The organism is Corynebacterium sp. LK14 (genome assembly GCF_008042215.1).
Lineage (GTDB): Bacteria > Actinomycetota > Actinomycetes > Mycobacteriales > Mycobacteriaceae > Corynebacterium > Corynebacterium striatum.
The window spans coordinates 424,002-446,229 of the sequence record NZ_NOVQ01000009.1 but is presented as its reverse complement, the minus strand read 5'-3'; the positions used below and the strand labels follow the sequence as shown (position 1 = coordinate 446,229).

Here is a 22,228-nt window from a genome sequence, read left to right as displayed (position 1 = left end):
ACTGCCAAGCGAGGGCGCCGTTGTGAGACAGCCGCATCACACAGCTTGTCGGGAGGGTGCGACTAGTCTTCCTCGACTGGAACCAAGGAGATCTTGCCGCGGTTGTCGATGTCTGCGATCTCCACCTGGATCTTATCGCCGACGTTGACGACGTCCTCGACCTTCTCGATGCGCTCGTCGCCGCCGAGCTTGGAGATGTGGATGAGGCCATCACGGCCTGGGGTCAGGGAGACAAACGCGCCGAAGGCTACGGTCTTAACGACGGTCCCCAGGAAGCGCTCGCCAACCTTTGGCAGCTGCGGGTTAGCAATGGAGTTAACCTTCTCGATCGCGGCGTCGGCAGCCTCACCAGTTGCGGCAGAGATGTAGACGGTGCCATCTTCCTCAATGGAGACCTCAGCACCGGTCTCCTCGGTAATCGAGTTGATGGTCTTGCCCTTCGGACCGATGAGCTCGCCGATCTTGTTGATCGGAATCTTCACGGAAGTGATCTTCGGAGCCAGACCAGACATCTCGTCTGGTCCTTCGATGACCTCAGCCATGGTCTCCAGGATGGTGGCGCGGGCGTCGCGAGCCTGCTCCAGTGCCTTAGCCAGGACCTTGGACGGGATGCCATCGAGCTTGGTGTCCAGCTGCAGAGCGGTGATGAACTCGGAGGTACCTGCAACCTTGAAGTCCATGTCGCCGAAAGCGTCCTCAGCACCGAGGATGTCAGTCAAAGCGACGAACTTCTCCTTGCCGTCTACCTCACCGGAAACCAGACCCATTGCGATACCTGCAACCGGTGCCTTCAGTGGAACGCCAGCGTTGTACAGGGACAGGGTGGAAGCACAAACGGAGCCCATGGAGGTCGAACCGTTGGAGCCGAGAGCCTCAGAGACCTGGCGGATGGCGTATGGGAAGTCCTCACGGGAAGGAATAACCGGAAGCAGTGCGCGCTCGGCAAGAGCACCGTGGCCGATTTCGCGGCGCTTCGGGGAGCCAACGCGGCCGGTCTCACCGGTGGAGTACGGCGGGAAGTTGTAGTGGTGCATGTAACGCTTGCCCGTGACCGGGGTCAGGGAATCGATCTGCTGCTCCATCTTGAGCATGTCCAGGGTGGTAACGCCCAGGATCTGGGTCTCGCCGCGCTCGAACAGGGAGGAACCGTGGGCGCGTGGGATGAGGTCAACCTCAACGCCCAAGTCACGGATGTCGGTGACGCCACGGCCGTCGATACGGAAGCCCTCGGTGAGGATCTTCTTGCGCACGATGGCCTTCATGACAGCGTTATACGCAGCGCGGATCTGCTTGGAGGCATCCTCATCCTCAAACTTCTCGAGGAGATCCGCCTCGACCTGCTCCATGTACTCGTTGGTAGCGTCGTCGCGGTCCTGCTTGCCGGGGATGGTCAGCAGCTTCTCCAGCTTCTTAGAGGCAGCCTTCTCAACTGCGGCGAAGATGTCATCGGTGTACGGCGGGAAGAGCGGGAACTCCTGGGTTTCCTTAGCAGCGCGCGCAGCCAGACCTGCCTGTGCCTCGCACAGGGTCTTGATGAACGGCTTCGCTGCCTCAAGGCCCTCAGCGACAGTGGACTCCTGCGGAGCCGGTGCACCTTCCTTGATGCGCTCTGCAACGTTGATGCCTGCGCCTGCCTCAACCATCATGATGGCAACGTCTTCCTTGTTGCCCTTCTTTACGATGCGGCCGGCCACGACCATCTCGAACAGTGCACGCTCGTGCTGCTCGTGGTTCGGGAATGCAACCCACTGGCCCTTCGGGTGCTTGTCATCAGCGATGAGTGCCATGCGCACGCCGCCGACAGCGCCGGAAACCGGCAGGCCAGACAGCTGCGTGGAAGCAGAAGCGCCATTGATGGCGATGACGTCGTAGTACTCCTCCGGCGCCATAGAAAGCACGGTAACAACGACCTGTACCTCATTGCGCAGACCCTTGACAAAGGTCGGGCGCAGTGGACGGTCAATCAGGCGGCAGGCCAGGATGGCCTCGGTGGAGGGACGGCCCTCACGGCGGAAGAAGGAGCCCGGAATCTTTCCGGCTGCGTACATACGCTCCTCGACGTCCACGGTCAGTGGGAAGAAGTCAAAACCTTCACGTGGCTGGTTGGAGGCAGTGGTGGTGGACAGGAGCATGGTGTCCTCGTCCAGGTAAGTGGTGACAGAGCCGCCCGCCTGACGAGCCAGCAGGCCAGTCTCGAAACGGATGGTGCGGGTGCCAAAATCGCCATTGTCAAGGGTGGCGATTGCTTCGGTGATACCGAATTCTTCATCAATGTTGAACTCTACGGCGTTCTTAGCGCTCATTAAAGTCTTTCTCCTTTGGAGGTTTCTTTGGCGATCATCGGTGCCGCCTTCTCAAAAATTTGTCTATGACAACGTTGCACAATCCTAGCAGATATCCTGCGCTTTTGCCGCGACTACGCTCGTCTACAAAGCGGGTGAAACAAGCTTTCAAAAGCCGTAGGGTTTGTCCGCGGCTGTTAGATAGCACTCACCAATTAGATTGAACTGTGCTGGCTACCAGTAGATGGTAATCCTTATTAGAAAAACTATTTAAGGAGAAAAATGGCTTGCTCACTCGTGGCCAAGAATCTACAAATATCCCGAGGGAAAACAGTTGTCGTCGATAACTTCTCTGCAGAACTCAAATCCGGCGAAATTGTCGCCATGGTAGGACGAAATGGCGCCGGAAAGTCCACAATCATGTCAGTTCTTACTGGAAATCTCGTCGCCGCTTCCGGCACTGTTTCGATAGCGTCTAATAATGATCCGAAAACTGACAACGCAGCGTCATCGGTAGCTTTTGTCTCTCAAGGCCGTCCGCTTTACACCGGGATTACGGTCAAACAACATGTTCAATTGGCAAAAGACTTAAACGAAAACTTCAAGCTCGACTGGGCAACTGAAAAAATCACCTCGCTTCGGATTCCGATGAACGCAAAGATTTCGCAGCTGTCAGGTGGTCAACACACCCAAGTGGCATTGATTATTGCGTTAGCTCGCGGGAAAAGATTTATGGTTCTCGACGAACCGATGGCAGATCTCGACCCAGTCGTAAAGATTTGGGTTCGTAAGCTTCTCGAATACGCAGCGAAGGAAGAAAACGTTGGAATTCTTGTTTCTTCACACACCGTTTCTGACCTATCCCCTGTTCTTTCGCATCTTTGGGTTATTGAACATGGAGAGCTCTTAGTTTCGGTTCCCCGAGAAACAATTGAAAATGAGGAGCACGGCGATTTTGAGAAGTTCGTTTTGGACCACCTCACGAAAGAAGGAATCTAATGCTTAAGGTAGCTACGCACTATTTTCGTATCGACAGAACTGCTTGGCTAGCTTGCGCCGGAATCCTAGTTCTACTGGGCCTTCTAGCGGCTTATGAAGTGAAATTTAAGCCGTATTTGGGCATGACCGAAATGCTGGCCGGAATCGTGCCCATGTTCGCAGGCATTGTTTGGGCGGTCGCGCTCTTTTCCCGCGAGTTCGAATCAAAGTCAATAGTTTGGGCATTGGGTCAGGATTTTTCACCTTCCAAATTGTTCATTTGCAGGATGATCAGCCCACTTACCTCAACTGTGATCTTTGGATTACTCGTATGGGGAATCGTCGAAGTCAGCCAGCTTCGAGCGAATGGTTTGGGACCTCATGAAAATATGATGAGCTACTCCTACATCGCTGGTCATGGCATCTACCCCACCTTAGCTACGCTTGTGCTCGTATCTGTTGCTGCATTAGCCGGCATCTTGTTTAAGAAGTCGATCCCTAGCGTCGCTATTACCTTCGCGTTAGGATTGGTGATCGGCACAACGGGTGCTTCTTGGCTAAACCCTTTGTTGCCCGTCGAGCGCAGCGAAGTGAATCAAGCTGGCATGGATGAGTCTTTCAACTTAGTTCCGGGCAACACCATCTCTTCGACCCCCCTTGATAGCGGAAAGGCGCTCCTCGAATTCTATCCAAATACTGCTTTCTGGACCGCTCAAGGCTTTTACGCGCTCCTTTGGGTGGTAACTGCCCTTATTCTCTTGTGTCTAACCCATTACTTCTTCAAGCGCTCCGCACGGAACGTGGCCTAATCAGAAATAAACAAGCTCCGACACATGAATTTTGTGCCGGAGCTTAGTTTTAAGTCGGCACTCACCAAATCTGACCGGTCCAACTAACGCAAAAATCCTCAGCCCAGGAATTGGACTGAGGATTTATCTCTACTCTAAGCTGCGCTCCTCGACGTCCACGGTCAGCGGGAAGAAGTCAAAACCTTCACGTGGCTGGTTGGAGGCAGTGGTGGTGGACAGGAGCATGGTGTCCTCGTCCAGGTAAGTGGTGACAGAGCCGCCCGCCTGACGAGCCAGCAGGCCAGTCTCGAAGCGGATGGTGCGGGTGCCAAAATCGCCATTGCCAAGGGTGGCGATTGCTTCGATGATACCGAATTCTTCATCAATGTTGAACTCAACGGCGTTCTTAGCGCTCATTAAAGTCGTTCTCCTTTGGAGGTTTCTTTGGCGATCATCGGTGCCGCCGGTTAAAAATGGTTAGGTTTCTACAACGAGTAGCGATTTCCGCAGCTTTCCTGGGATTATGTCAAACATCACGCTCCCCGACTCGCGGTCCAGACTTAGACTTAAACCATGGTCATGTTGTTGCTGTGGTCGCTTCCCACACTCATCTACCTTCTCCTCCGCCGCCAGCCGGCAGTCGCCGTCTGCGGACTGGGACGTCCATGGGCGCGCGGGTGGGCGTGGGCAGCGGTGATGCTGCTCGTGGTGCTGGTGCTGAGCTACCTCGCGTTGTTGCCTGTGCCGCCGGAGGTTGTCGCGCAGACCACGACTGCAACAACGGCAATGGGATTCCTTGCGATGGCGCTGCGCGCGGTGGGCGAAGAAATCTTCTTCCGCGGTTTCCTACAAGGAATTATCACCCAGCGCTGGAATGCCGGCGCGGGAATTACAGTGCAGGGCCTCCTCTTCGGCCTCATCCACCTACCGCTGGCCATGCTGGATATCAGCCTCATCCCGCTCTTTGTTTTGCAGATTGCCACCGGCTTCGCCATGGGTTGGCTGCGCGAGAAAAGCGCTTCTCTATGGCCCGGCGCCACCGTGCACGCTACCATCAACGTCCTCACGGCAGTGCTCCTCGTGTAGCCCACGCTCGGGACTAGGCGAACGGGTCGCGCCCTCCCAGCATCATTTCGAAGCGCGCATAGTCCTCAAGCGACGCAAAGTGGCGCGCATAGACGTCCACGTCTCCCTCGACCGTGCCGTCGAGTGCGGGCGCGACATCCACGATGTGGCGCATCACGATTGTGGGATGCTCTGCCGATTCTTGGCTACGCGCCAGCGCCTCGACCTTCGCGCGCGCCTCATCGTCGTCTGTGGCACGGACGAGGACAAAATCTTCCCGGAAATACGACGGCTCACTGGGCTCTACCGATTCAAGTTCAAAAACGACAATGCCGATATAAGGTTCCATGGTGCCAAGCTACCGCCTCCGGGGCCGCAATACCTGCTTCGTGATCAAGACGGCCCTAAAACGCAACAAACCCCGTCCGAAGACGGGGTTTGAAAGCAACCGGAAGGCTTAGCGACGCAGGCCCAGGCGGGAGATGAGGTCACGGTAACGATCGATGTCGTTAGCTGCGAGGTACTTCAGCAGGCCGCGGCGACGACCGACCATCAGCAGCAGACCACGACGGGAGTGGTGATCGTGCTTGTGGAACTTCAGGTGCTCGGTCAGGGTGTTGATACGGGAGGTTAGCAGAGCAATCTGTGCCTCTGGGGAGCCGGTGTCGGTCTCGTGCAGGCCGTACTCCTTGAGGATCTCTGCCTTCTTCTCGGTGCTCAAAGCCATGTTGGATTTCTCCTATTGTATTTCAGTCCGCATGAAATTCTAAGCGCCTTTAACTGCTGCGGACCGCAGTCACAAAGCCAAGCGATAACTCTAACAGCTTTTCTACCTCAAACCCAAACTTCGGCTTCTTGGCACAATTCGCAGAAGACATGTCACTTGCTGCACGTTAATGCTGTTGCAGGAGCGAATTGAGCTTGTCCATCAGCTCAGCCGCAAAGCGCGGGGCATCCACCTCTACTGCCACGTGGGCAGCCTTGTGTGGTTCTTTCATCCTGGCAACATCGCCGATGGTGCGGCCCGGGGTCGTGCCAGTGGTTTCGCAGGCCAGGTTGGTATCGAAGCAGGTGACCAGGCGAGGGTCTGCCGCCACGGCCACCGCGAGCGGATCATGCAGGCCACAACCGCCAAGGTCCGGTTCGATGGCGGCGTAGGCGCGGATGTAATAGTCGAGCATGTCCGCATAAACGCGTCCGGCCCGTGTACCGAGCCCACGCCACTGCCGGGTCTCCGCAGTGGTCAGAAGCGTTTGCAGCGTGACATCCAAGCCCACCATCGTGACATCGCGTGCAGTGCGGAAGAGGAAGTCCGTGGCAGCGGGGTCCTGCGCCACATTGGCCTCAGACCAGGTGGTGACGTTGCCCGGCACGGTCAGGGCGCCGCCCATCATGACGATGCGAGTATCCGCGAGTGCCGGCTCAGCTTTCAGCGCCGCCGCAATCGTGGTGGACGGCCCAGTCGGGATAATCACCAGTTCCTGACCGTGCTTCCGCGCGGCACGGCACAAGAACTCCACCGCGGATTCTTTTTGCGCGCGCCCGCGCGGCGGCGGAAGCAGGACGTCGCCAATGCCATTGCGGCCATGGATGAATGCGGAAATTGGCTTGACCTGGAATCCCGCCGGCTGCGCACCGGCAAAGACCGGGACGCCGCCCGCGCCGAGCAGCTCCAGCAAAACCAAGGTATTGCGCACGCCCAGCTCCACAGGCACGTTGCCATAAGTCACCGTCACGCCGATGAGCTCAAGGTCAGGATGCGCCAGCGCATAGGCCAGCGCTAAGGCATCGTCGATCCCGGTATCGAGATCCAAAATGACCTTCATTTAGCCCTCCTGCAGAAAGTACTCGTCCTTCTCCCAACCGCATGCCTTAGCATCCTCGGCGAGGACCTCACGCGCCTTGGCCACATCTGCAGCCATCGCCCCCAGCAACTCTTCTACCGAGTTGAACTTCACCATGTCGCGCAGATGATCCACGAACTTTACCGTGGCTACGTGCCCATAGAGATCGGCGTCGCGATCCAGCACGAAGGACTCGATGGAACGTTCTTCGTCGCCGAAGGTCGGGTTCGTGCCCACGGAGATCGCTGCCGCATAAGCCATGCCGTGGTCCATGTTGCCCTCGACGGGCGCCTCAGCCGGCTCCAGGATGAACCAACCCGCATAGACGCCATCGGCCGGAATAGCCACGCTGTCCGGGAAGTACTGATTGGCGGTGGGAAAACCGAGCTCCTTGCCGCCGCGCCCGGCACCGCGCACCACCGGGCCAGTCACTGAAAAGTGGCGGCCAAGCGCCCAGTTAGCCTTGGCAATCTCGCCCGCCGCCAGGTTAGCGCGGATGTTTGTGGAGCAGATTCGCACCCCGGCGTCGTCAAGCAGCGGCACCACGTCGACGCTAAAGCCATGGGTTTTGCCGAACTCCACCATCGCGTCCGCCGTGCCGCTCGCGCCCGCACCGAACGTGAAGTTCTCCCCCACGACCACGTGACGCGCATGCAGCTTTCCCACAATCAAGTCTTCAACGTAGTTCTGCGGAGTCGTGCCCACGAGCTCCTTGGTGAAGTCGATGACGAGCACCGCATCGATGCCCATCTCTTCCGCCAGCTGCAGGCGACGCTCAAACGTCACCACGGACAGCGGCGCGCGCTCCGGGAGGAAGACCGCGACGGGGTGCGGATCAAAAGTCACCATCACCGTGCGCAATTCCTCCGCACGCGCATAGCTCACCGCATTATTGATCAGCTGCTGATGGCCGCGGTGCACGCCGTCAAAGACGCCGATGGTCACCGCAGTCGGGCCAAAGTCACCGGGGATGCTGTCGATTCCGTACCAAATATCCACGGCCACCATGCTAATGCACGGCGAGGCGTGGAATAGACTGCAGGGCATGACTGATGCGCTCGCAAATTCTGGCCTGGTGGTAGTGGACAAACCGCAAGGCATGACCTCACACGATGTGGTGGGCCGCCTCCGCCGCATATTTCACACCCGCAAGGTGGGCCACGCAGGCACCCTCGACCCGATGGCCACCGGCGTTTTGGTGGTCGGTTTGGAACGCGGCACCAAGTTCCTCGCGCACATGGTCGCGTCAACCAAGTCCTACGACGCCACCATTCGCCTTGGCATGGCGACGCATACTGACGACGCCGAGGGCGAGCGCACCTGGGGCGAGCCTGCAAGCGAACTCGATATGGAGCAGGTCAATAAAGAGGTCACAGCTCTCACCGGTGACATCATGCAGCGCCCCGCTGCGGTCTCTGCTATCAAGATCGACGGAAAGCGCGCCCACGAGCGCGTGCGCGAGGGCGAAGAGGTAGAAATCCCCGCCCGCCCGGTTACGGTCGGCCGCTTCGACATCCTCGCCCACCGCATCGAAGGTGAGTACCTGGACCTCGACGTCACCGTTGATTGCTCGTCTGGCACCTATATTCGCTCCCTCGCCCGCGACTTAGGTGAGGCGCTCGGCGTGGGCGGTCACCTCACCGCCCTGCGCCGCACGGAGGTGGGGCCATTTAAGCTTGACGACGCCCGCACCCTCGACGAGCTCGCTGACGCTCCGGCCCTATCGCTTAGCCTCGACGAGGCGCTCGCCCGCTCCTACCCTGTCCTTCAGGTCACCGAAGACGAGGCAAAGGCGCTCGCCATGGGCAAATGGCTCGAGCCGCGCCGGCTAAAGGGCACCTATGCGGCGGTAGATCCTGATGGTCACTCGATTGCGCTCATCAAGGAAAAGGGCAAGCGCCTGTCCACGGTCTTCGTGGCGCGGCCGTCGACGCTTTAGGCCCGTGGGTGGGCTATTGAGAGCCCGCCACTAAAAGCCCACCGCGGGCACCACCGTGGAAACGATGACGAAGCCATCGCGGATCATCCAACGGCCGCTAATCAGCGGAACGGGGGTCGGCCGGGCCAAGATATAGGAGATCAAGGTGCCGTCGAGGCGCAGGTCGATCTCTGCTTGGTCGAAGTCCAGCCAGCGATGTGTCATGGGAAACCACGCTTTGTACGTGGCTTCCTTGGCGCAGAACAATAAGCGATCGGGGCAGCTAATCCCGGCGTCGGCAAGCCGCGTTAACTGCGTCATCTCCCCTGCGCGCGCAATCATGGTCAGCACGTGATCGGGCAATGGCTCGGCAGGTTCGGCATCGAGGCCCATGGAGCGCACATGTTTACTCGGAGCCGCTACTGCCGCGCGCAGGCCCTCTGTATGCGTCATGGAACCGGTATAGCCGTGCGGCCACAGCGGCATGCCCCGCTCGCCGCGCATGATGGGCTCCTGACTTTCACAGCCCAGCTCCTGCAAAGCGCGATGCGCGCACCAGCGGGCGTCTCCGAATTCCGCCTTGCGCACGTCAACTGCCTGGGAGACCAAGGATTGCTCCTGCGGGTCCAGCTGCGTGTAATTCATCAGATCCGTAATCGAAGCGTCGGTGCGCACGTAACAGTAGCGGGCGGTATCTGGGAACAGGTTTGGTTCCAGCATTAGCGCACCTCCTCAAGCGCCGAGGACGCAGACTCATCACTGTGTAGGACCGGATAGGGCCACTGCTGGAGATGGCCGTGCGCCTCCCATTCGCGGGGATAGCCCAGTGAGACCTCGATGTGGTCTACCCCATCGACGTTGATGCAGCCGGGCAGATGCAGGTGACCGTAGATGACCGCCTGGGCGTTATAGCGCCGCGCCCACGAGCGGGTATGGCGAGTGCCGCACCACAGGGCGATTTCCGGCCACGCCATGCGCAGCGTGGGTTCTTGAACCAGCGGCCAGTGATTGACCAGCACCGTAGGCCCACTTACCCGGGAAAGGCGCTTGATGGAATAGGCAAGGCGATCCCAGCACCAGGCGCGAACGTCGACGAAGGGAGCGATGGCGAAGTCATCGGTCATGACAATCTGGCGTTCACGGGCACGCTCTAGGGCGCCCTCGACGGTGGTGCCGGGTGGACGAAAGCTGTAATCATAAAGGGTAAACAGCGGCACAATGGTCACCCCGCCGAAGACGGGATACGGGTCTTCCGGAGTCACCACGCCGATTTCGCGGCAGCCCTCCACCAGCTCGTCATACTTGGCGCGGCCCTGGCACCTATCTTGGGAACGCGAGAAGAGCTCGTGGTTTCCCGGCACCCAGATCACCTTGGCGTAGCGCCGCGAAAGCTTGGTGAGGATGCGCAGTACGAGTTCGGTGCGCTCGGCCACGTCACCGGCCACGATGAGCCAATCGGCAGGATCTTGCGGGTCGAGCTCATCGATGCGGCTGGAATTAGCACGCACTGCCGCGTGAAGATCTGACACCGCCCATAAGGTGGCCATGGCGTGCTCCTTTCTTCTTCCCTTTCAGGTTAGACCACAGCCCAGCGCATCGAGCGGAAGCGATAGACCACGCCAAGGAAACGGATGAAAACAAACAGCGCAAGGCCGCACCACACGCCGGGCAGGCCCGCGCCCAAGGCGTAGGCCGTCCACACGCCGGGTAGGAATCCGCAGAGCACCGAAACAATGGTCAGCGTACGCAGGAAGGCGGCATCGCTGGCGCCGAGCAGGACGCCGTCGAGTGCAAAGACCACGCCTCCCAGAACCACCATGGCAATCATGATGAGCCACGGCAGCCGGATGACCTCGCGCACCACTGCATCGGTGGTGAAAAGCGCAGGAATGATGCCGATGCCCAGGGCTAGGACTGCGCCGAGCCCGAGCGCAAAGGCCGTGGAGTAGAAAGTGACCTTGGTGCCGACGCTGCGCGCGTGCTTGGCCGAGCCCGCGCCGAGCGCCGCGCCGGTCAGCGCCTGGGCGGCGATGGCCAGAGAATCCAGCACGAGGGTTAGGAAATTCCACAGCTGAATCATGATCTGGTGCGCGGCGAGCTGGGCCGTTCCGAAGCGGGAAGCCACGGCGGCGGCCGAAAGGAAGGCCACCTGGAAGCTGGCAGAGCGCACGATGAGATCGCGGCCCAACACGAGCTGGCGCTTGACGACGCCCCACTGCAGCCGCCAGGAGCCCACGTGCTCACGGCGGAGCTCGCGCAGAAATAGCGCGGCCATGATAGCCATGCCCAGCACGGTGGCCAGGGCGGAGCCGGCAAGGCCCCACTGGTGGACGAATACTGGCACAGCGATAGCGCCAGGAATGAGGCCAGCTAGGGTAAAAAGCAGCGGTTTTACAGTGTTTTGAACGCCGCGCATCCAACCGTTGCCTGCCATCACGGTGAGATTGAGCGGGATAGCGAAGGCGGCGATGCGCAGCCACAGCGCGGTGTACTGGGCAGTTTCTGGATTGCCGGTTAGCCAACGCGCAAAGTGCCCTGCGCCCAACCACATGATGACCGCCAGAGTCATGCCCACGCCGATGGCCACGTAGGTGGCCTGTACGCCCTCGGCTACGGCTTCGTTCTTCTTGCCCGCGCCGAAAAGCCGCGAGGCGCGCGCCGTGGTGCCATAGGAAAGGAAGGTCAGCTGGGTGGTGACAACCGTGTGGATGGTTGCCGCAGCGCCAAGTGCGGCCAGCTGATGCGCGCCCAAGCGGCCCACCACGGCCGTATCCAGCAATAGGTAGAGCGGCATGGCAGCGAGCACGCCGAGCGCCGGAAACGCGAGGCGAAATACCTCACCAGCGCTCACGCGGGTGACTGCCTTATCTGGCTTCGAAGTATCTTCTGCTTCTGCCGAAGCTTTGTCCTGTTCGCGCCACATGATGGTTACTCCCCTACAGCATTTTCTTCGTCGTAATTGGCAAGTGCGTCGACGAGATGAGCAATGATTTCTTCTGGTTTGCCCAGGGCCGTATAGCCGGCCGCCGGGATGTGCCCGCCGCCGTCGAACATGAGCGCCACCTGCGCGCAGTTAACGGTGGAAGAACGCAGCGACACCGCCCAGACTCCCGCGCGTTGCTCTTTGAACACCACGCCCATGTCAGTGCCTTTGAGCGCGCGCACGAAGTCCACCATGGATTCCACGGCAGAATCGGAGTGCGACTGTACTTCCTCGACGGGCACAATAAGCGTGCCGAGGCGGTGCTCGCCGGCCTCGATGATGCGCAGACCAGACAGCACGCGGCCGACCATCTGCACGTCGTCGGCAGTGTTGGAGTCCATCAGATCCACTGCGATCTGTTTGGTATCGAGCCCATAGAACATCAGGCGGGCAGCGATGTCGTGCATGGCTGGCCGGCCCCAGCGGAAGCTGCCGGTGTCGGTGACCAGACCGGCATAAAGGCAATGCGCAATCCCGCGATCGATCTGCACGGAGAGCATATCGAGGACGTCGAGAAGCACCACAGTGGTGGACTCGCACTCCGGATCAATCAGATTGATGGAACCGAAACCGCGGTTCGATGCGTGGTGGTCGATGCACAGTACCCGGCCGGTGCCCGCCATCTTCTCCAACTCCCCCATGAGAGCGCCGGTGCGGTCGATGGAACCACAGTCCACCGTGACATAAAGGTCATAGCCTTTTGGCAGGGTGTTGACGAGCTCAATCTCGTCGGCGGCAGGGATGGTGAAAAGATTGTTCGAAATCGGGCGTTCCTGGCCGATGACGGTGCGGGTCTGCTTGCCCCGCTGGCGCAACGCCAGGTTCAACGCGGCGGCAGAGCCGATAGCATCCGCATCGGGGCGCAGGTGCGTAATGATGCAGATGCTGCTCGCTTCTATCAAGGCGTCGGCGGCGCCTTGATAATCGGCGCGGCGCACCCTAGGCCTCTTCCCGATCGGAATCCTTGTATGGGTTCGCGTCTCCAGCGGGCTTCGCGTTGGCCTTCAGTTTGGCAAGCTCCGCATCGCGGGCGCGGGCGCGCGCCAGCAAATCCTCCATGTGGGCGGAAGCCTCCGGAACGGTATCGACCTCGAAGGCGAGCGTCGGGGTAAAGCGCACGGAGAGCTGATCGCCCACAATCTTGCGCAGTTGGCCCTTCGCGCGATTGAGTGCCTCTGCTGCCTTGTCAAAATCCGGCTCGGAGTCGATGTCCTTGCCGCGCACGGTGTAGTAAACGGTGGCATCGTGGAGATCACCCGTGACGCGAGTATCGGTGATGGTCACCATCTCGAGGCGACGGTCCTTGATCTCGCGTTCGATGGCACTCGCCACGATTTCCTGAATACGCTTAGCCATTCGTGCAGCACGCGCGTGGTCAACCATGGTGCAACTCCTTCTCCGTCGAACTAGCGATCTCTACCAAGATCTATAAAACCGTGTTCATCTTACATTACTCCGCATCCATGTCCTGCAGCAGAAACAAAAGGATCAGTGTGAAAGGTCGCTGAAGGAGTTACGAAAAGACCCGGCGACAGCTAATAAAATCGCCAGGGCTTCCCCCTCATCGGGGAAACACCTGGCGATTCTATTTACTCCGCTTGCGGACTAGGTACGCGGAACCTCGACCTCTTCGTAGGCCTGGATCTGGTCGCCCACCTGGATGTCCGGGTAGGACAGGACCATACCGCACTCGTAGCCGGCGTTGATCTCGTTTGCGTCGTCCTTTTCGTGGCGCAGGGACTCGATCTTGGCGTCGGAAGTGATGACGTTGCCATCGCGAACGAGGCGGACCTTGCCGTTGCGCTTGACCTTGCCCTCGGTAACCATGCAGCCCGCGATGGTGCCGACGGCGGAGGACTTGAACAGCGCGCGGATCTCCGCAGCGCCTGTGTCGCGCTCCTCGTAGATTGGCTTAAGCATGCCCTTGAGAGCAGCCTCGACCTCTTCGATGGCGCGGTAGATAACCGTGTAGTAGCGGATATCTACGCCCTCGGCGTTAGCTTCCTCAGTTGCCTTACCCTCAGCGCGAACGTTGAAGGCGATGATGATGGCGTCGGAAGCCGCTGCCAAGGAGACGTTGGTCTGGGTTACAGCACCGACGCCACGGTCGATGATGTTGAGCTGTACCTCGTCGTCGATCTTGATGTCCAACAACGCATCTTCCAAGGCTTCCACCGAACCGGCGTTGTCGCCCTTGAGGATGAGGTTGAGGGTCGAGGTCTCCTTGAGAACTGCATCCAGATCCTCGAGAGAGACGCGCTTGCGAGCCTTTGCCTGCAAAGCGGAACGCTTGCGAGCATCACGCTGTGCAGCAATCTGGCGGGCCACGCGGTCGTCCTCGACCACGAGGAGGTTGTCGCCAGCGCCTGGCACACCGTTGAGGCCCTGGACCTGAACCGGACGGGACGGACCTGCCTCTTCGACGTCGTTGCCGAACTCGTCGAGCATGCGGCGGACACGGCCGTGAGCGTCACCGACGACGATGGAGTCACCAACGCGGAGGGTACCGCGCTGAACGATGACAGTGGCAACTGGACCACGACCACGATCGAGGTGAGCCTCGATGGCTACGCCCTGTGCGTCCATCTCTGGGTTAGCAGTCAGCTCGAGAGCTGCATCGGCAGTCAGGATAACTGCCTCCAACAGACCATCGATGTTGATGTTCTGCTTTGCAGAGATGTCGACGAACATGGTATCGCCGCCGTACTCCTCCGGAACCAGTCCATACTCGGTGAGCTGGCCACGGATCTTGTCCGGGGATGCCTCCGGCTTATCGATCTTGTTAACAGCAACCACGACTGGGATGTCCGCAGCCTTGGCGTGGTTAATAGCCTCAACGGTCTGCGGCATGACGCCGTCGTCCGCTGCGACAACCAAGATTGCCAAGTCGGTGGACTTTGCACCACGCGCACGCATAGCGGTAAACGCCTCGTGACCCGGGGTATCCAGGAAAGTGATGGTGCGCTCGCCATCTTCCAGTTCAACGGTGGTCTGGTATGCACCGATGCCCTGGGTGATGCCGCCGGCCTCGCCCTCGCGCTCGTTGGTCTTACGGATGGAGTCCAAAAGGCGGGTCTTACCGTGGTCAACGTGACCCATGACGGTAACGACTGGAGGACGCTTCTCGAGCGCCTCTTCGCCGCCCTCGTCCTCACCGAACTGCAGGTCGAAGGACTCGAGCAGCTCACGGTCCTCGTCTTCTGGGGAGACGACCTGGACGTCGTAGTGAATCTCAGCGCCCAGCAGCTGCAGGGTTTCCTCGGAAACGGAGGCGGTTGCGGTAACCATCTCACCGAGGTTAAACAGAGCCTGTACCAATGCTGCTGGATCTGCACCAATCTTCTCAGCGAAGTCAGCCAAAGATGCACCTCGGCGCAGACGTACAGTCTGGCCCTTGCCGTCAGGCAAACGTACGCCGCCTACCTCATGCTTCTGCTGCTCTTCGAACTCATGACGCTTCTGACGCTTGGACTTCTTGCCCCTGCGTGGTGCGCCACCTGGACGGCCGAATGCACCGGCGGTGCCGCCGCGACGACCGCCGCGACCGCCACCACGGAAGCCGCCCGGGCCGCCCTGGCCTGGTCCACCCTGGCCACGCCCACCGCGGCCACGGCCACCGCCGCCACCGTTGGAGGACTTAGATGGCATAGCTGCCGGGTTCGGATGCGAAGGCATCATGGCCGGCGATGGGCGGCGTCCCCCGCCCTGCCCCTGGCCTTGACGCTGGTTGCCTTCACCCTGGCCTGAGCGTCCGCCGCCCTTGCCACCACGGTTATCGCCTAGCTTGCCGCCAGGACGTGGGCCCTTGGAACCGCCCGGACGAGGTCCTGGACGGTCGCCACCGGCACCGCCAGTGGAGAACGGGTTGTTGGCCACGCGGCGGGAGCCGCCTGGCTTCGGCATCGGACGAGGCATGGAGTTACCCGGAGTCGGGCGCTCGCCGCCCGGCTTCGGTGCTGACTTAGCCTCTGCGTTTGCCTGGGACTTCTGTGGAGCCTTCGGAGCCGGCTTCGATGCGCCCGGCTTCGGACCTGGCTTAGCTGCAGAAGCGGCAGCCTTCTGGGAAGCCTCGGCCTTTGCAGTCGGTGCAGCTTCCTTTGGCGCGGACTTTGCAGCACCGGACTTGGCAGCTGCTGGCTTCGGCGCACCTGGCTTTGGTGCAGACGCCGCTGCGCCTGGCTTTGCGGAGGTCTTAGCTGCAGGCTTTGCGGCCTTGTCAGCCGCTGCCGCCTTGGCAGGCTGATCGCCGGATGGCTTCTCTCCGCCGGACTGCGCCTCATAGTGGGCGCGCATCTTCTTCACCACTGGGGGTTCAATGGTTGAAGATGCGGTTTTAACGAATTCGCCCTGCTCCTTGAGCGTGGCGAGTAGTTCCTTGCTGGTTACACCGAGCTGCTTTGCGAGCTCGTGAACACGTAGCTTTCCGGGCACTTGTCTCCTTGTGATTGTGACTAGGAGCCAAGGCCGTTGTGGCCTGACCCCTAGTTAATGGCTATGGACTTTCATCGCTGATGCTTCATCGTTGTGTGCTCATCAGTGTTCGGTCTTCCTTTAACTCTGGCTCATGGAAGCGCGATGCCTCCACGAATGCACCTAGGTTGCGCCGGCTTTCGCCTGCGTTTCCAGGTACTCACGTACGTGACCTGTATCCACGTCAGTGGATAACCGAAGCGCGCGTCGAAAGGCTCGGGTGCGCTCCGCCAGCTCTAATGCAGTGAGATCCGGGGTAATCCAAGCTCCCCTTCCGGGAAGCCGGCGAAGTGGATCTGCCACGACACGGCGGCCAGTGGGATCGGCGCTATCAACGACAACCCGCAGTAGCTGCGTGTCAGGAAAGCGGCGGCGCGTAGCGATGCACGTACGGAGCCTTGTGTGTGGTTGTCGAGGTGACATCCAACTCCCTACATAAACGATCGCTTGAAAAACGCCCCAGCTTTTCTGCATGTGGGCCGCTATCTAGCTTACGCGAAAATGCGGCAGATCCTTAATTAGGTCTTTTAGTCCTGTGCAGCGTCCGAGTGGATGTCGATCTTCCAACCGGTCAGGCGCGCGGCCAGGCGCGCGTTCTGGCCTTCTTTACCGATGGCCAAAGACAGCTGATAGTCCGGCACGGTTACGCGTGCGACCTGCGCATCTGGGTCAACGACCTCGACGCGAACCACCTTCGACGGCGCCAAAGAATTGCCAACGTAAACCGCAGGATCCTCGTTGTAGTCAATGATGTCAATCTTCTCGCCACCAAGTTCGCGCATGATGTTGTTGACGCGCTCGCCACGTGGACCAATGCAGGCCCCCTTGGCGTTAAGCCCTTTGGCATGGCCGATGACGGACACCTTCGAACGGTGGCCAGCCTCGCGGGCAATAGCAACGAGCTCCACGGCGCCGTCGCCCACCTCAGGGATTTCAAGCTCGAACAGGCCGCGCACCAACTCCGGGTGGGTACGCGACAAAGTTATCTGCACCTGTGCACCGTTGCGGGTCACGCCTACAACGTAAGCCTTGATGCGGTCACCGTGCTCAAGCTTTTCACCTGGTAGCTGCTCAGCTGGCAGCAGGATGGCATCCTGCGAATCCAGCTCGGTACCCAGCTGAACCACAACCACGCCACGCTCGTTGGCGCGCACGTCACGCTGCACGATGCCAGATACAACACGGCCGGTCAGCTCGGAGTAGGACTCGTAAGTTACCTCGGCCTCTGCCTCACGCAGCTTGCGGATGATTGCCTCACGCACGGCCTGGGCGCCGACGCGGCTGAAGTTTTCTGGAGTGTCATCATATTCGCTGATGACCTCGCCGGTCTCCGGATCAGATTCGGTGACGATGACGGTGACCGCACCGGTGTCTGCATCGATATCAACGCGGGACTTGGTTCCCTCGGACTTACTCGCAGCCGACTGCTCGCGGTAATCCAGGTACGAATACAACAAGGCACCCGCGATTGCTTCAAGCAGGTCCTTTACTTGGATGCCACGCTCAGACTCAATCGTACGGAGTGCCTCTAGATCAATATTCACTTTTCATCCTCTCGGGTTGCCGAGTTCTGCTCGGCGTATTCAAACGTCTGTTGCGCTGCCTCCTGCTCAGCAGCAGAAGGTTTAGCAAACTCAATTTCTACCACCGCGCGGGCAATATTTTCCAATCGCTCGATGCGAAAGTACACGTCCTTCTTCACCGGTGTGATGAGCGCTACGGAAGAAGCGTCGTCGGAAAGTGCGCCAATGCGCGCCACTTCGCTCTTGCCTGGGGTCAGCTCGAAAGCGACCAGACGCCCACGGTTGCGGCGCCAATGACGGGGCGCGGTCAGTGGCAGATCGACGCCAGGCGTGGAGACCTCCAGGGTGTATCCGGCACCGAAGTTCAGTTCACCGGACTCCTCCTTGGCGTCGAAGAATTCAGAAATCTGGTTGGAGACTTCCTCCAAAACGTCCGAGCTTGGGCGCTGGTCGCCGTCGATTCGGATAATAACCTGGGACTTCTTACCAGCCTTGGTGGTCTTTACGTCCTCCACATCGAGTCCGCGGGGCTCCAGCAGTGGCTGGAGTAGTTCAGTAAGTTGTGCTGCATCTGGAAAAGCCATGCGTTCTAGCCTAACTGCTGCGCCCAGCTGTTGCGTGTAAGGTCTTTTGAGTGAATCGCCGCGCCTTGACTCCCATCGCAACCCTCACCGCACTTGCAGCACTCGTGCCCGCGTTGAGCGGGTGCCAGGCCGTGGACTCCGTCGTGGATTACTTTGGCCCTCGGCCCGACGAGACTCTAGTAGCCCTCGCCCGCAGCGCGGACAATGATGCCCAGAATCTTGCCGATGTCGACGCCAATGCTTCATCCCTGCGCGCTGACCAGGCCGACGCACTTTATGCGGAGGTGAAGCGTCTGTGCGGCCTCAATAACGAAGGTAACGCTCCCCGCTCGTGCACGGTAGAGCGCACGACTGACGCGCCGCTTTCCGACGTCGATGTGGCTAAAACCCTCAACGAAGCTGCGCATCGCACCCGTGACGCGTTGAGCGAAGTCAGCTCTGAGTCCCGCGCATTAGTGACTAACCAGGCCATTGTTTTGGATGCCTGGGACGGCGCCGAGTTGCCCGCGATCCCGGAGCTCGAGGCAGCAGATCTGGAAAGCGCTACCAGCTTGTTGAACTGGGAGTACGAGCAAGTCTTCGGCCTCGACTTCGCGCGTAGCTATGCATCACCGGAGATAGAAGCAGACATCGACAACCGTTTGTCGCTGCACGAAAAGCGCATTGAGGTCCTGCAAGGCGCAATCGGGGAAGTCGCTAAGGTTCCGCAACCGGCGGTGGCTTATCAACCGACGGCAGTTGCTGGCGTCGCTCTTCCCACCGACGCTTCTTCGGCCCAGAGCTACGTGGACAAATTGGGGTGGAATGACACTCTGAAGTGGGAGGATGCCGCTTCGAAGGCCGCCGCCCCCACCGCCGAAGGCGAGGAGCGCGTGGCATGGCGCAACTGGCTCATCGCCGTCGCCGCTCAATCACGCGGTCTCTAGAGCATCCAAGCACCCTGTCAGCGCGCTATCTTTTAACCCCGTACATTGGGTAGCTCGTAAAGTGGCGTAAGTGAATTCTCAAAAGATGCGCCACTTTCGGTGGCTAGCGCTCGTCCTCGTCATCCTCGCTATCGGGGCTATCGGCCTGGGCGGCCTCGACCAACCTGAGTCCTCGACTGCCTCGCTGCCCAAGGACATGGACTCCACCACGGTGGCCCAGCTACAGGAGGAGATCTCCAAGCAGGAATCCGAAGGCGAGTCGGCACAAGCTGCCATCGTCTTTTTTGATTCGGATAAGCCACTCGATGTCAATGCCCTGCGTGGTGTGGCAAAGGAGCTCGGCGGCCCGCTCATCCCGAGCGAGGATGGGCAGTCTGCCATCGTCCCGGTTCAGGTAGAGGCGGGTACGTCTACCGAGAATGCTGACAAGGTCACGCAGCTGCGCGAGGACGCCGCTGCCGTTCTTCCAGAGGGCGTGACCTCCCAGGTCACCGGCCCTGCTGCAATCAAGGCGGACCTCGCGAGCGTCTTCCAAGGCGCCAACTTTATGCTTCTGGCAGTAACCGCGGGCATTGTGGCGGTGCTCCTCATTGTTACGTACCGCTCCCCTGTTCTGTGGCTGCTTCCGCTGCTTGTCATCGGTGTCGCTGACCGTGTGGCCGCGGCTGTCTACACTTACGTTCTTGACGCATTCGGCGTGACGTGGAACGAGTCCACCTCGGGCATCTTGTCCGTGCTTGTTTTCGGCGCGGGCACCAACTACGCACTACTGCTTATCTCCCGCTATCGCGACGAACTGACCTCTACCGCGGACCGCTACGCGGCCATGGCGCGCGCATGGGTACCGACGCTGAAAACCGTTTCGGCCTCGGCAGGAACCGTGGTGCTGGGCGTTCTCTGCCTCTTGCTTTCCCTCATCCCAACCACGCAGGGGCTCGGTGCGGCCGCTGCTGTGGGCGTCTTCGTGGCTTGGTTGTTCGCTATGTTCGCCCTGCCTGGCGTTCTGGTTGCTTTTGGCCGCTGGATTTTCTGGCCACGCCGTCCGCAGCAAGGCGATACTCCGGATCACAAGCTGTGGGACAAGATTGGCGGACTGGCGGCCAAGGCTCCGAAGCGTATTGCTGCGGTGTCGCTGCTCATCCTGGCTATCTGCTCCATCGGTTACTTCCAGACCTCGACGGGTCTTACGCAGTCGGACCAGTTCATCGATACCCCTGAATCCATCAGCGCCGGCGAGGCCCTCGAGGAGGCCTTCCCTGACCAGTCCTCTACCCCGCCGCTCGTAGCAACCCAGGATCCGGCTGGCACCACCAGGGACATCGAGGCAATGGGTGCTACTGCGCAGGAGCAAGGCAGCGCTAAGGGATGGAGCCTCCTGCAGGTCTCCGGCGCGGACTTCCTACAGCTGCGTGAGAAGTTCGGCGACCACCAAGGTGAGCGCGCCGATGGCGCCGTGCTCGTAGGCGGTGCCGATGCGCAGCTGGTTGATGAGGAATCAGCCGCTGAGCGGGATCGCAAGGTTATCTTCCCGCTGGTCTTAGCCCTCATCTTTGGTGCTCTCGTGATCATGCTGCGTTCTTTCGTGGCACCGGTCATCATGGTCGCTTCCGTGTTGCTGACCAACGTGGCGGCCATCGGCCTGGGTTGGTGGATCTCCCACTACATGCTGGGCTTCGACCGCTTCGCGTCCAACACCCCGTTGTTCGCTTTCGTGTTCTTGGTTGCATTGGGCATCGACTACACCATCTTCCTCATCACCCGCGCCCGGGAGGACGCCGGTGAGATTGGCACCCGCCGCGGCATCTTGACGGCGCTTTCGGCAACAGGTGGCGTGATTACCTCTGCCGGTATCTTGCTGGCGGCAGTGTTCGCTGCACTCGGCGTGCTGCCGCTGGTGGTTCTGGCCCAGCTGGGCATCACCGTGTTCATCGGCGTGCTTCTAGACACCCTCATCGTCCGTACCGTCCTGGTCCCATCGGTGGTGCAGATCCTCGGCGAGAAGTTCTGGTGGCCTGCGCACCCATTCGCAGAAAAGCACGATGCGGATTAGCTCCCCCCCTCCTTGGAATCCCCTGCACGCGGCCAGCAAAACCTCAGGGGATTCTACGGCGCATTTCATTGCATGTGCACCACCGCAGCTTTTACCTTGGACGGTCATGAACTCACCGGAGATACCGCGTGTAGATCGTGTAGATACCGCGTGGATATTCCGGGTGTTCGGCTTGAGACCTTTAGAAGACACAAAGAGAAGGAGTACTTTCTCAATGCGTTCCAAGAAGAAGTTTGCAACCCTATCCGCTGCCGCTGCATTGGGCGTCGCAGCACTGGCTACCCCGGCAGCCAACGCCGCACCGGTCTCCGCGTGGGACCAGGTGGCAGCGTGCGAGTCCGGCGGCAACTGGCAGGTTAACACTGGTAACGGCTACTACGGCGGCCTCCAGTTCAGCGCCCAAACCTGGTCAGGATTCGGCGGACAGCAGTACGCACCGACCGCAGACCAAGCAACCATGGAGCAGCAGATCGCTGTTGCTGAACAGGTGCTTGCCACCCAGGGCGCTGGCGCTTGGCCCAACTGCGGTGGCCCAGTCGGCGGCTACTAAAGCCACACCCATACGTGCCATAAGGCCCTGCCCTCTAGCAGGCTTCACGAAAGCAACTAGAGCGCAGGGCCTTAGTGTGTTCCCAGCAACCCACCGCTTTGCATCCCAGCAACGTACTTCTGTATGCAAATAGGCCCCCTAAAACACGGAAAACAGCTGCCCTATTTACACAGAGCGGTACTCGCCCTCTAACGGCTCGCCTCAACCCCGCGCACCGCACCCAGAAGCAGCACCCCACAAACCGCCCCCCACTCGGAAACGCCCCGC

At 60.0% G+C, this 22,228-nt stretch carries 21 protein-coding genes and 1 pseudogene; 7 read left to right on the top strand and 15 right to left on the bottom strand.

The window, feature by feature from the left end; all coding sequences use genetic code 11:
* Positions 1-62: 62 nt before the first annotated feature.
* Positions 63-2,303 carry a polyribonucleotide nucleotidyltransferase gene (locus tag CHU71_RS05430; RefSeq protein ID WP_147760418.1) on the bottom strand — a complete coding sequence of 747 codons (2,241 nt, stop codon included), beginning with the start codon at positions 2,301-2,303 and terminating at the stop codon, positions 63-65.
* Between the two features lie 261 nt (positions 2,304-2,564).
* On the opposite strand from CHU71_RS05430, the gene CHU71_RS05425 reads away from it, so the two are divergent.
* Both CHU71_RS05425 and CHU71_RS05420 read left to right on the top strand, forming a co-directional pair.
* The gene (locus CHU71_RS05425; protein WP_049191761.1) at positions 2,565-3,281 is read left to right on the top strand and encodes an ATP-binding cassette domain-containing protein; all 717 of its coding nucleotides are present in this window, start codon (positions 2,565-2,567) and stop codon (positions 3,279-3,281) included.
* Positions 3,281-4,069, top strand: coding sequence for an ABC transporter permease (locus CHU71_RS05420; RefSeq protein ID WP_049191763.1), 789 nt, complete (start codon positions 3,281-3,283; stop codon positions 4,067-4,069). The genes CHU71_RS05425 and CHU71_RS05420 overlap by 1 nt, the downstream gene beginning before the upstream one ends.
* Before the next feature lie 141 nt (positions 4,070-4,210).
* Here the strand turns inward: CHU71_RS05420 and CHU71_RS05415 are convergent.
* Positions 4,211-4,465 (bottom strand): annotated as a pseudogene (locus CHU71_RS05415) (polyribonucleotide nucleotidyltransferase); the annotation flags it as partial.
* 156 nt (positions 4,466-4,621) lie between these two features.
* Between CHU71_RS05415 and CHU71_RS05410 the strand changes: the two are divergent.
* Entirely contained in the window at positions 4,622-5,134 is a 513-nt protein-coding gene (locus tag CHU71_RS05410) for a CPBP family intramembrane glutamic endopeptidase (protein ID WP_070433235.1), read from the top strand.
* A gap of 13 nt (positions 5,135-5,147) precedes the next feature.
* Here CHU71_RS05410 and CHU71_RS05405 read toward each other — a convergent pair whose 3' ends face one another.
* The 4 genes from CHU71_RS05405 to CHU71_RS05390 form a co-directional block, all read right to left on the bottom strand.
* The gene (locus CHU71_RS05405) at positions 5,148-5,462 is read right to left on the bottom strand and encodes a DUF4288 domain-containing protein (protein ID WP_147760417.1); all 315 of its coding nucleotides are present in this window, start codon (positions 5,460-5,462) and stop codon (positions 5,148-5,150) included.
* A 108-nt stretch (positions 5,463-5,570) separates the two neighbouring features.
* Positions 5,571-5,840, bottom strand: a complete 270-nt coding sequence (gene rpsO / locus CHU71_RS05400) for a 30S ribosomal protein S15 (protein WP_005528980.1) — start codon at positions 5,838-5,840, stop codon at positions 5,571-5,573.
* Positions 5,841-6,006: 166 nt separating this feature from the next.
* The gene (locus tag CHU71_RS05395; RefSeq protein ID WP_147760416.1) at positions 6,007-6,939 is read right to left on the bottom strand and encodes a nucleoside hydrolase; all 933 of its coding nucleotides are present in this window, start codon (positions 6,937-6,939) and stop codon (positions 6,007-6,009) included.
* Entirely contained in the window at positions 6,940-7,965 is a 1,026-nt protein-coding gene (locus tag CHU71_RS05390; protein ID WP_062038557.1) for a bifunctional riboflavin kinase/FAD synthetase, read from the bottom strand.
* 37 nt (positions 7,966-8,002) lie between these two features.
* Here CHU71_RS05390 and truB point away from each other — a divergent pair, with 37 nt between their 5' ends.
* The gene (gene truB, locus CHU71_RS05385; protein ID WP_147760415.1) at positions 8,003-8,896 is read left to right on the top strand and encodes a tRNA pseudouridine(55) synthase TruB; all 894 of its coding nucleotides are present in this window, start codon (positions 8,003-8,005) and stop codon (positions 8,894-8,896) included.
* Between the two features lie 30 nt (positions 8,897-8,926).
* On the opposite strand, the gene CHU71_RS05380 is transcribed toward truB, so the two are convergent.
* The 9 genes from CHU71_RS05380 to rimP all read right to left on the bottom strand — a co-directional run bounded on the left by CHU71_RS05380 (position 8,927) and on the right by rimP (position 18,435).
* Positions 8,927-9,595, bottom strand: coding sequence for a 4'-phosphopantetheinyl transferase (locus tag CHU71_RS05380; protein WP_049191737.1), 669 nt, complete (start codon positions 9,593-9,595; stop codon positions 8,927-8,929).
* On the bottom strand, positions 9,595-10,422 hold the full coding sequence (locus CHU71_RS05375) for a metallophosphoesterase (protein WP_147760414.1): 828 nt from the start codon (positions 10,420-10,422) through the stop codon (positions 9,595-9,597). The genes CHU71_RS05380 and CHU71_RS05375 overlap by 1 nt, the downstream gene beginning before the upstream one ends.
* A 29-nt stretch (positions 10,423-10,451) precedes the next feature.
* Positions 10,452-11,798, bottom strand: a complete 1,347-nt coding sequence (locus CHU71_RS05370; protein ID WP_187272026.1) for an MATE family efflux transporter — start codon at positions 11,796-11,798, stop codon at positions 10,452-10,454.
* 5 nt (positions 11,799-11,803) lie between these two features.
* Positions 11,804-12,796, bottom strand: a complete 993-nt coding sequence (locus tag CHU71_RS05365) for a bifunctional oligoribonuclease/PAP phosphatase NrnA (RefSeq protein ID WP_147760413.1) — start codon at positions 12,794-12,796, stop codon at positions 11,804-11,806.
* A gap of 1 nt (position 12,797) precedes the next feature.
* Positions 12,798-13,241: a 30S ribosome-binding factor RbfA gene (gene rbfA / locus CHU71_RS05360; RefSeq protein ID WP_147760412.1), complete on the bottom strand. Its 444-nt coding sequence runs from the start codon at positions 13,239-13,241 to the stop codon at positions 12,798-12,800.
* 222 nt (positions 13,242-13,463) lie between these two features.
* A complete protein-coding gene (gene infB / locus CHU71_RS05355) occupies positions 13,464-16,289 on the bottom strand; it encodes a translation initiation factor IF-2 (protein ID WP_147760411.1) in 2,826 nt (941 codons plus the stop codon).
* Positions 16,290-16,451: 162 nt separating this feature from the next.
* Positions 16,452-16,751, bottom strand: a complete 300-nt coding sequence (locus tag CHU71_RS05350; RefSeq protein ID WP_005528961.1) for a YlxR family protein — start codon at positions 16,749-16,751, stop codon at positions 16,452-16,454.
* A 104-nt stretch (positions 16,752-16,855) separates the two neighbouring features.
* On the bottom strand, positions 16,856-17,872 hold the full coding sequence (nusA, locus tag CHU71_RS05345) for a transcription termination factor NusA (protein WP_147760410.1): 1,017 nt from the start codon (positions 17,870-17,872) through the stop codon (positions 16,856-16,858).
* The gene (rimP, locus tag CHU71_RS05340; protein ID WP_147760409.1) at positions 17,869-18,435 is read right to left on the bottom strand and encodes a ribosome maturation factor RimP; all 567 of its coding nucleotides are present in this window, start codon (positions 18,433-18,435) and stop codon (positions 17,869-17,871) included. The genes nusA and rimP overlap by 4 nt, the downstream gene beginning before the upstream one ends.
* A gap of 50 nt (positions 18,436-18,485) precedes the next feature.
* Between rimP and CHU71_RS05335 the strand changes: the two genes are divergently transcribed.
* The 3 genes from CHU71_RS05335 to CHU71_RS05325 all read left to right on the top strand — a co-directional run bounded on the left by CHU71_RS05335 (position 18,486) and on the right by CHU71_RS05325 (position 21,961).
* Entirely contained in the window at positions 18,486-19,361 is an 876-nt protein-coding gene (locus CHU71_RS05335) for a DUF4439 domain-containing protein (protein ID WP_236593718.1), read from the top strand.
* A gap of 70 nt (positions 19,362-19,431) precedes the next feature.
* Positions 19,432-21,411, top strand: coding sequence for an MMPL family transporter (locus tag CHU71_RS05330; protein WP_147760408.1), 1,980 nt, complete (start codon positions 19,432-19,434; stop codon positions 21,409-21,411).
* A gap of 214 nt (positions 21,412-21,625) precedes the next feature.
* Positions 21,626-21,961, top strand: coding sequence for a transglycosylase family protein (locus tag CHU71_RS05325; RefSeq protein ID WP_086891172.1), 336 nt, complete (start codon positions 21,626-21,628; stop codon positions 21,959-21,961).
* The last annotated feature ends 267 nt before the right edge of the window (positions 21,962-22,228 follow it).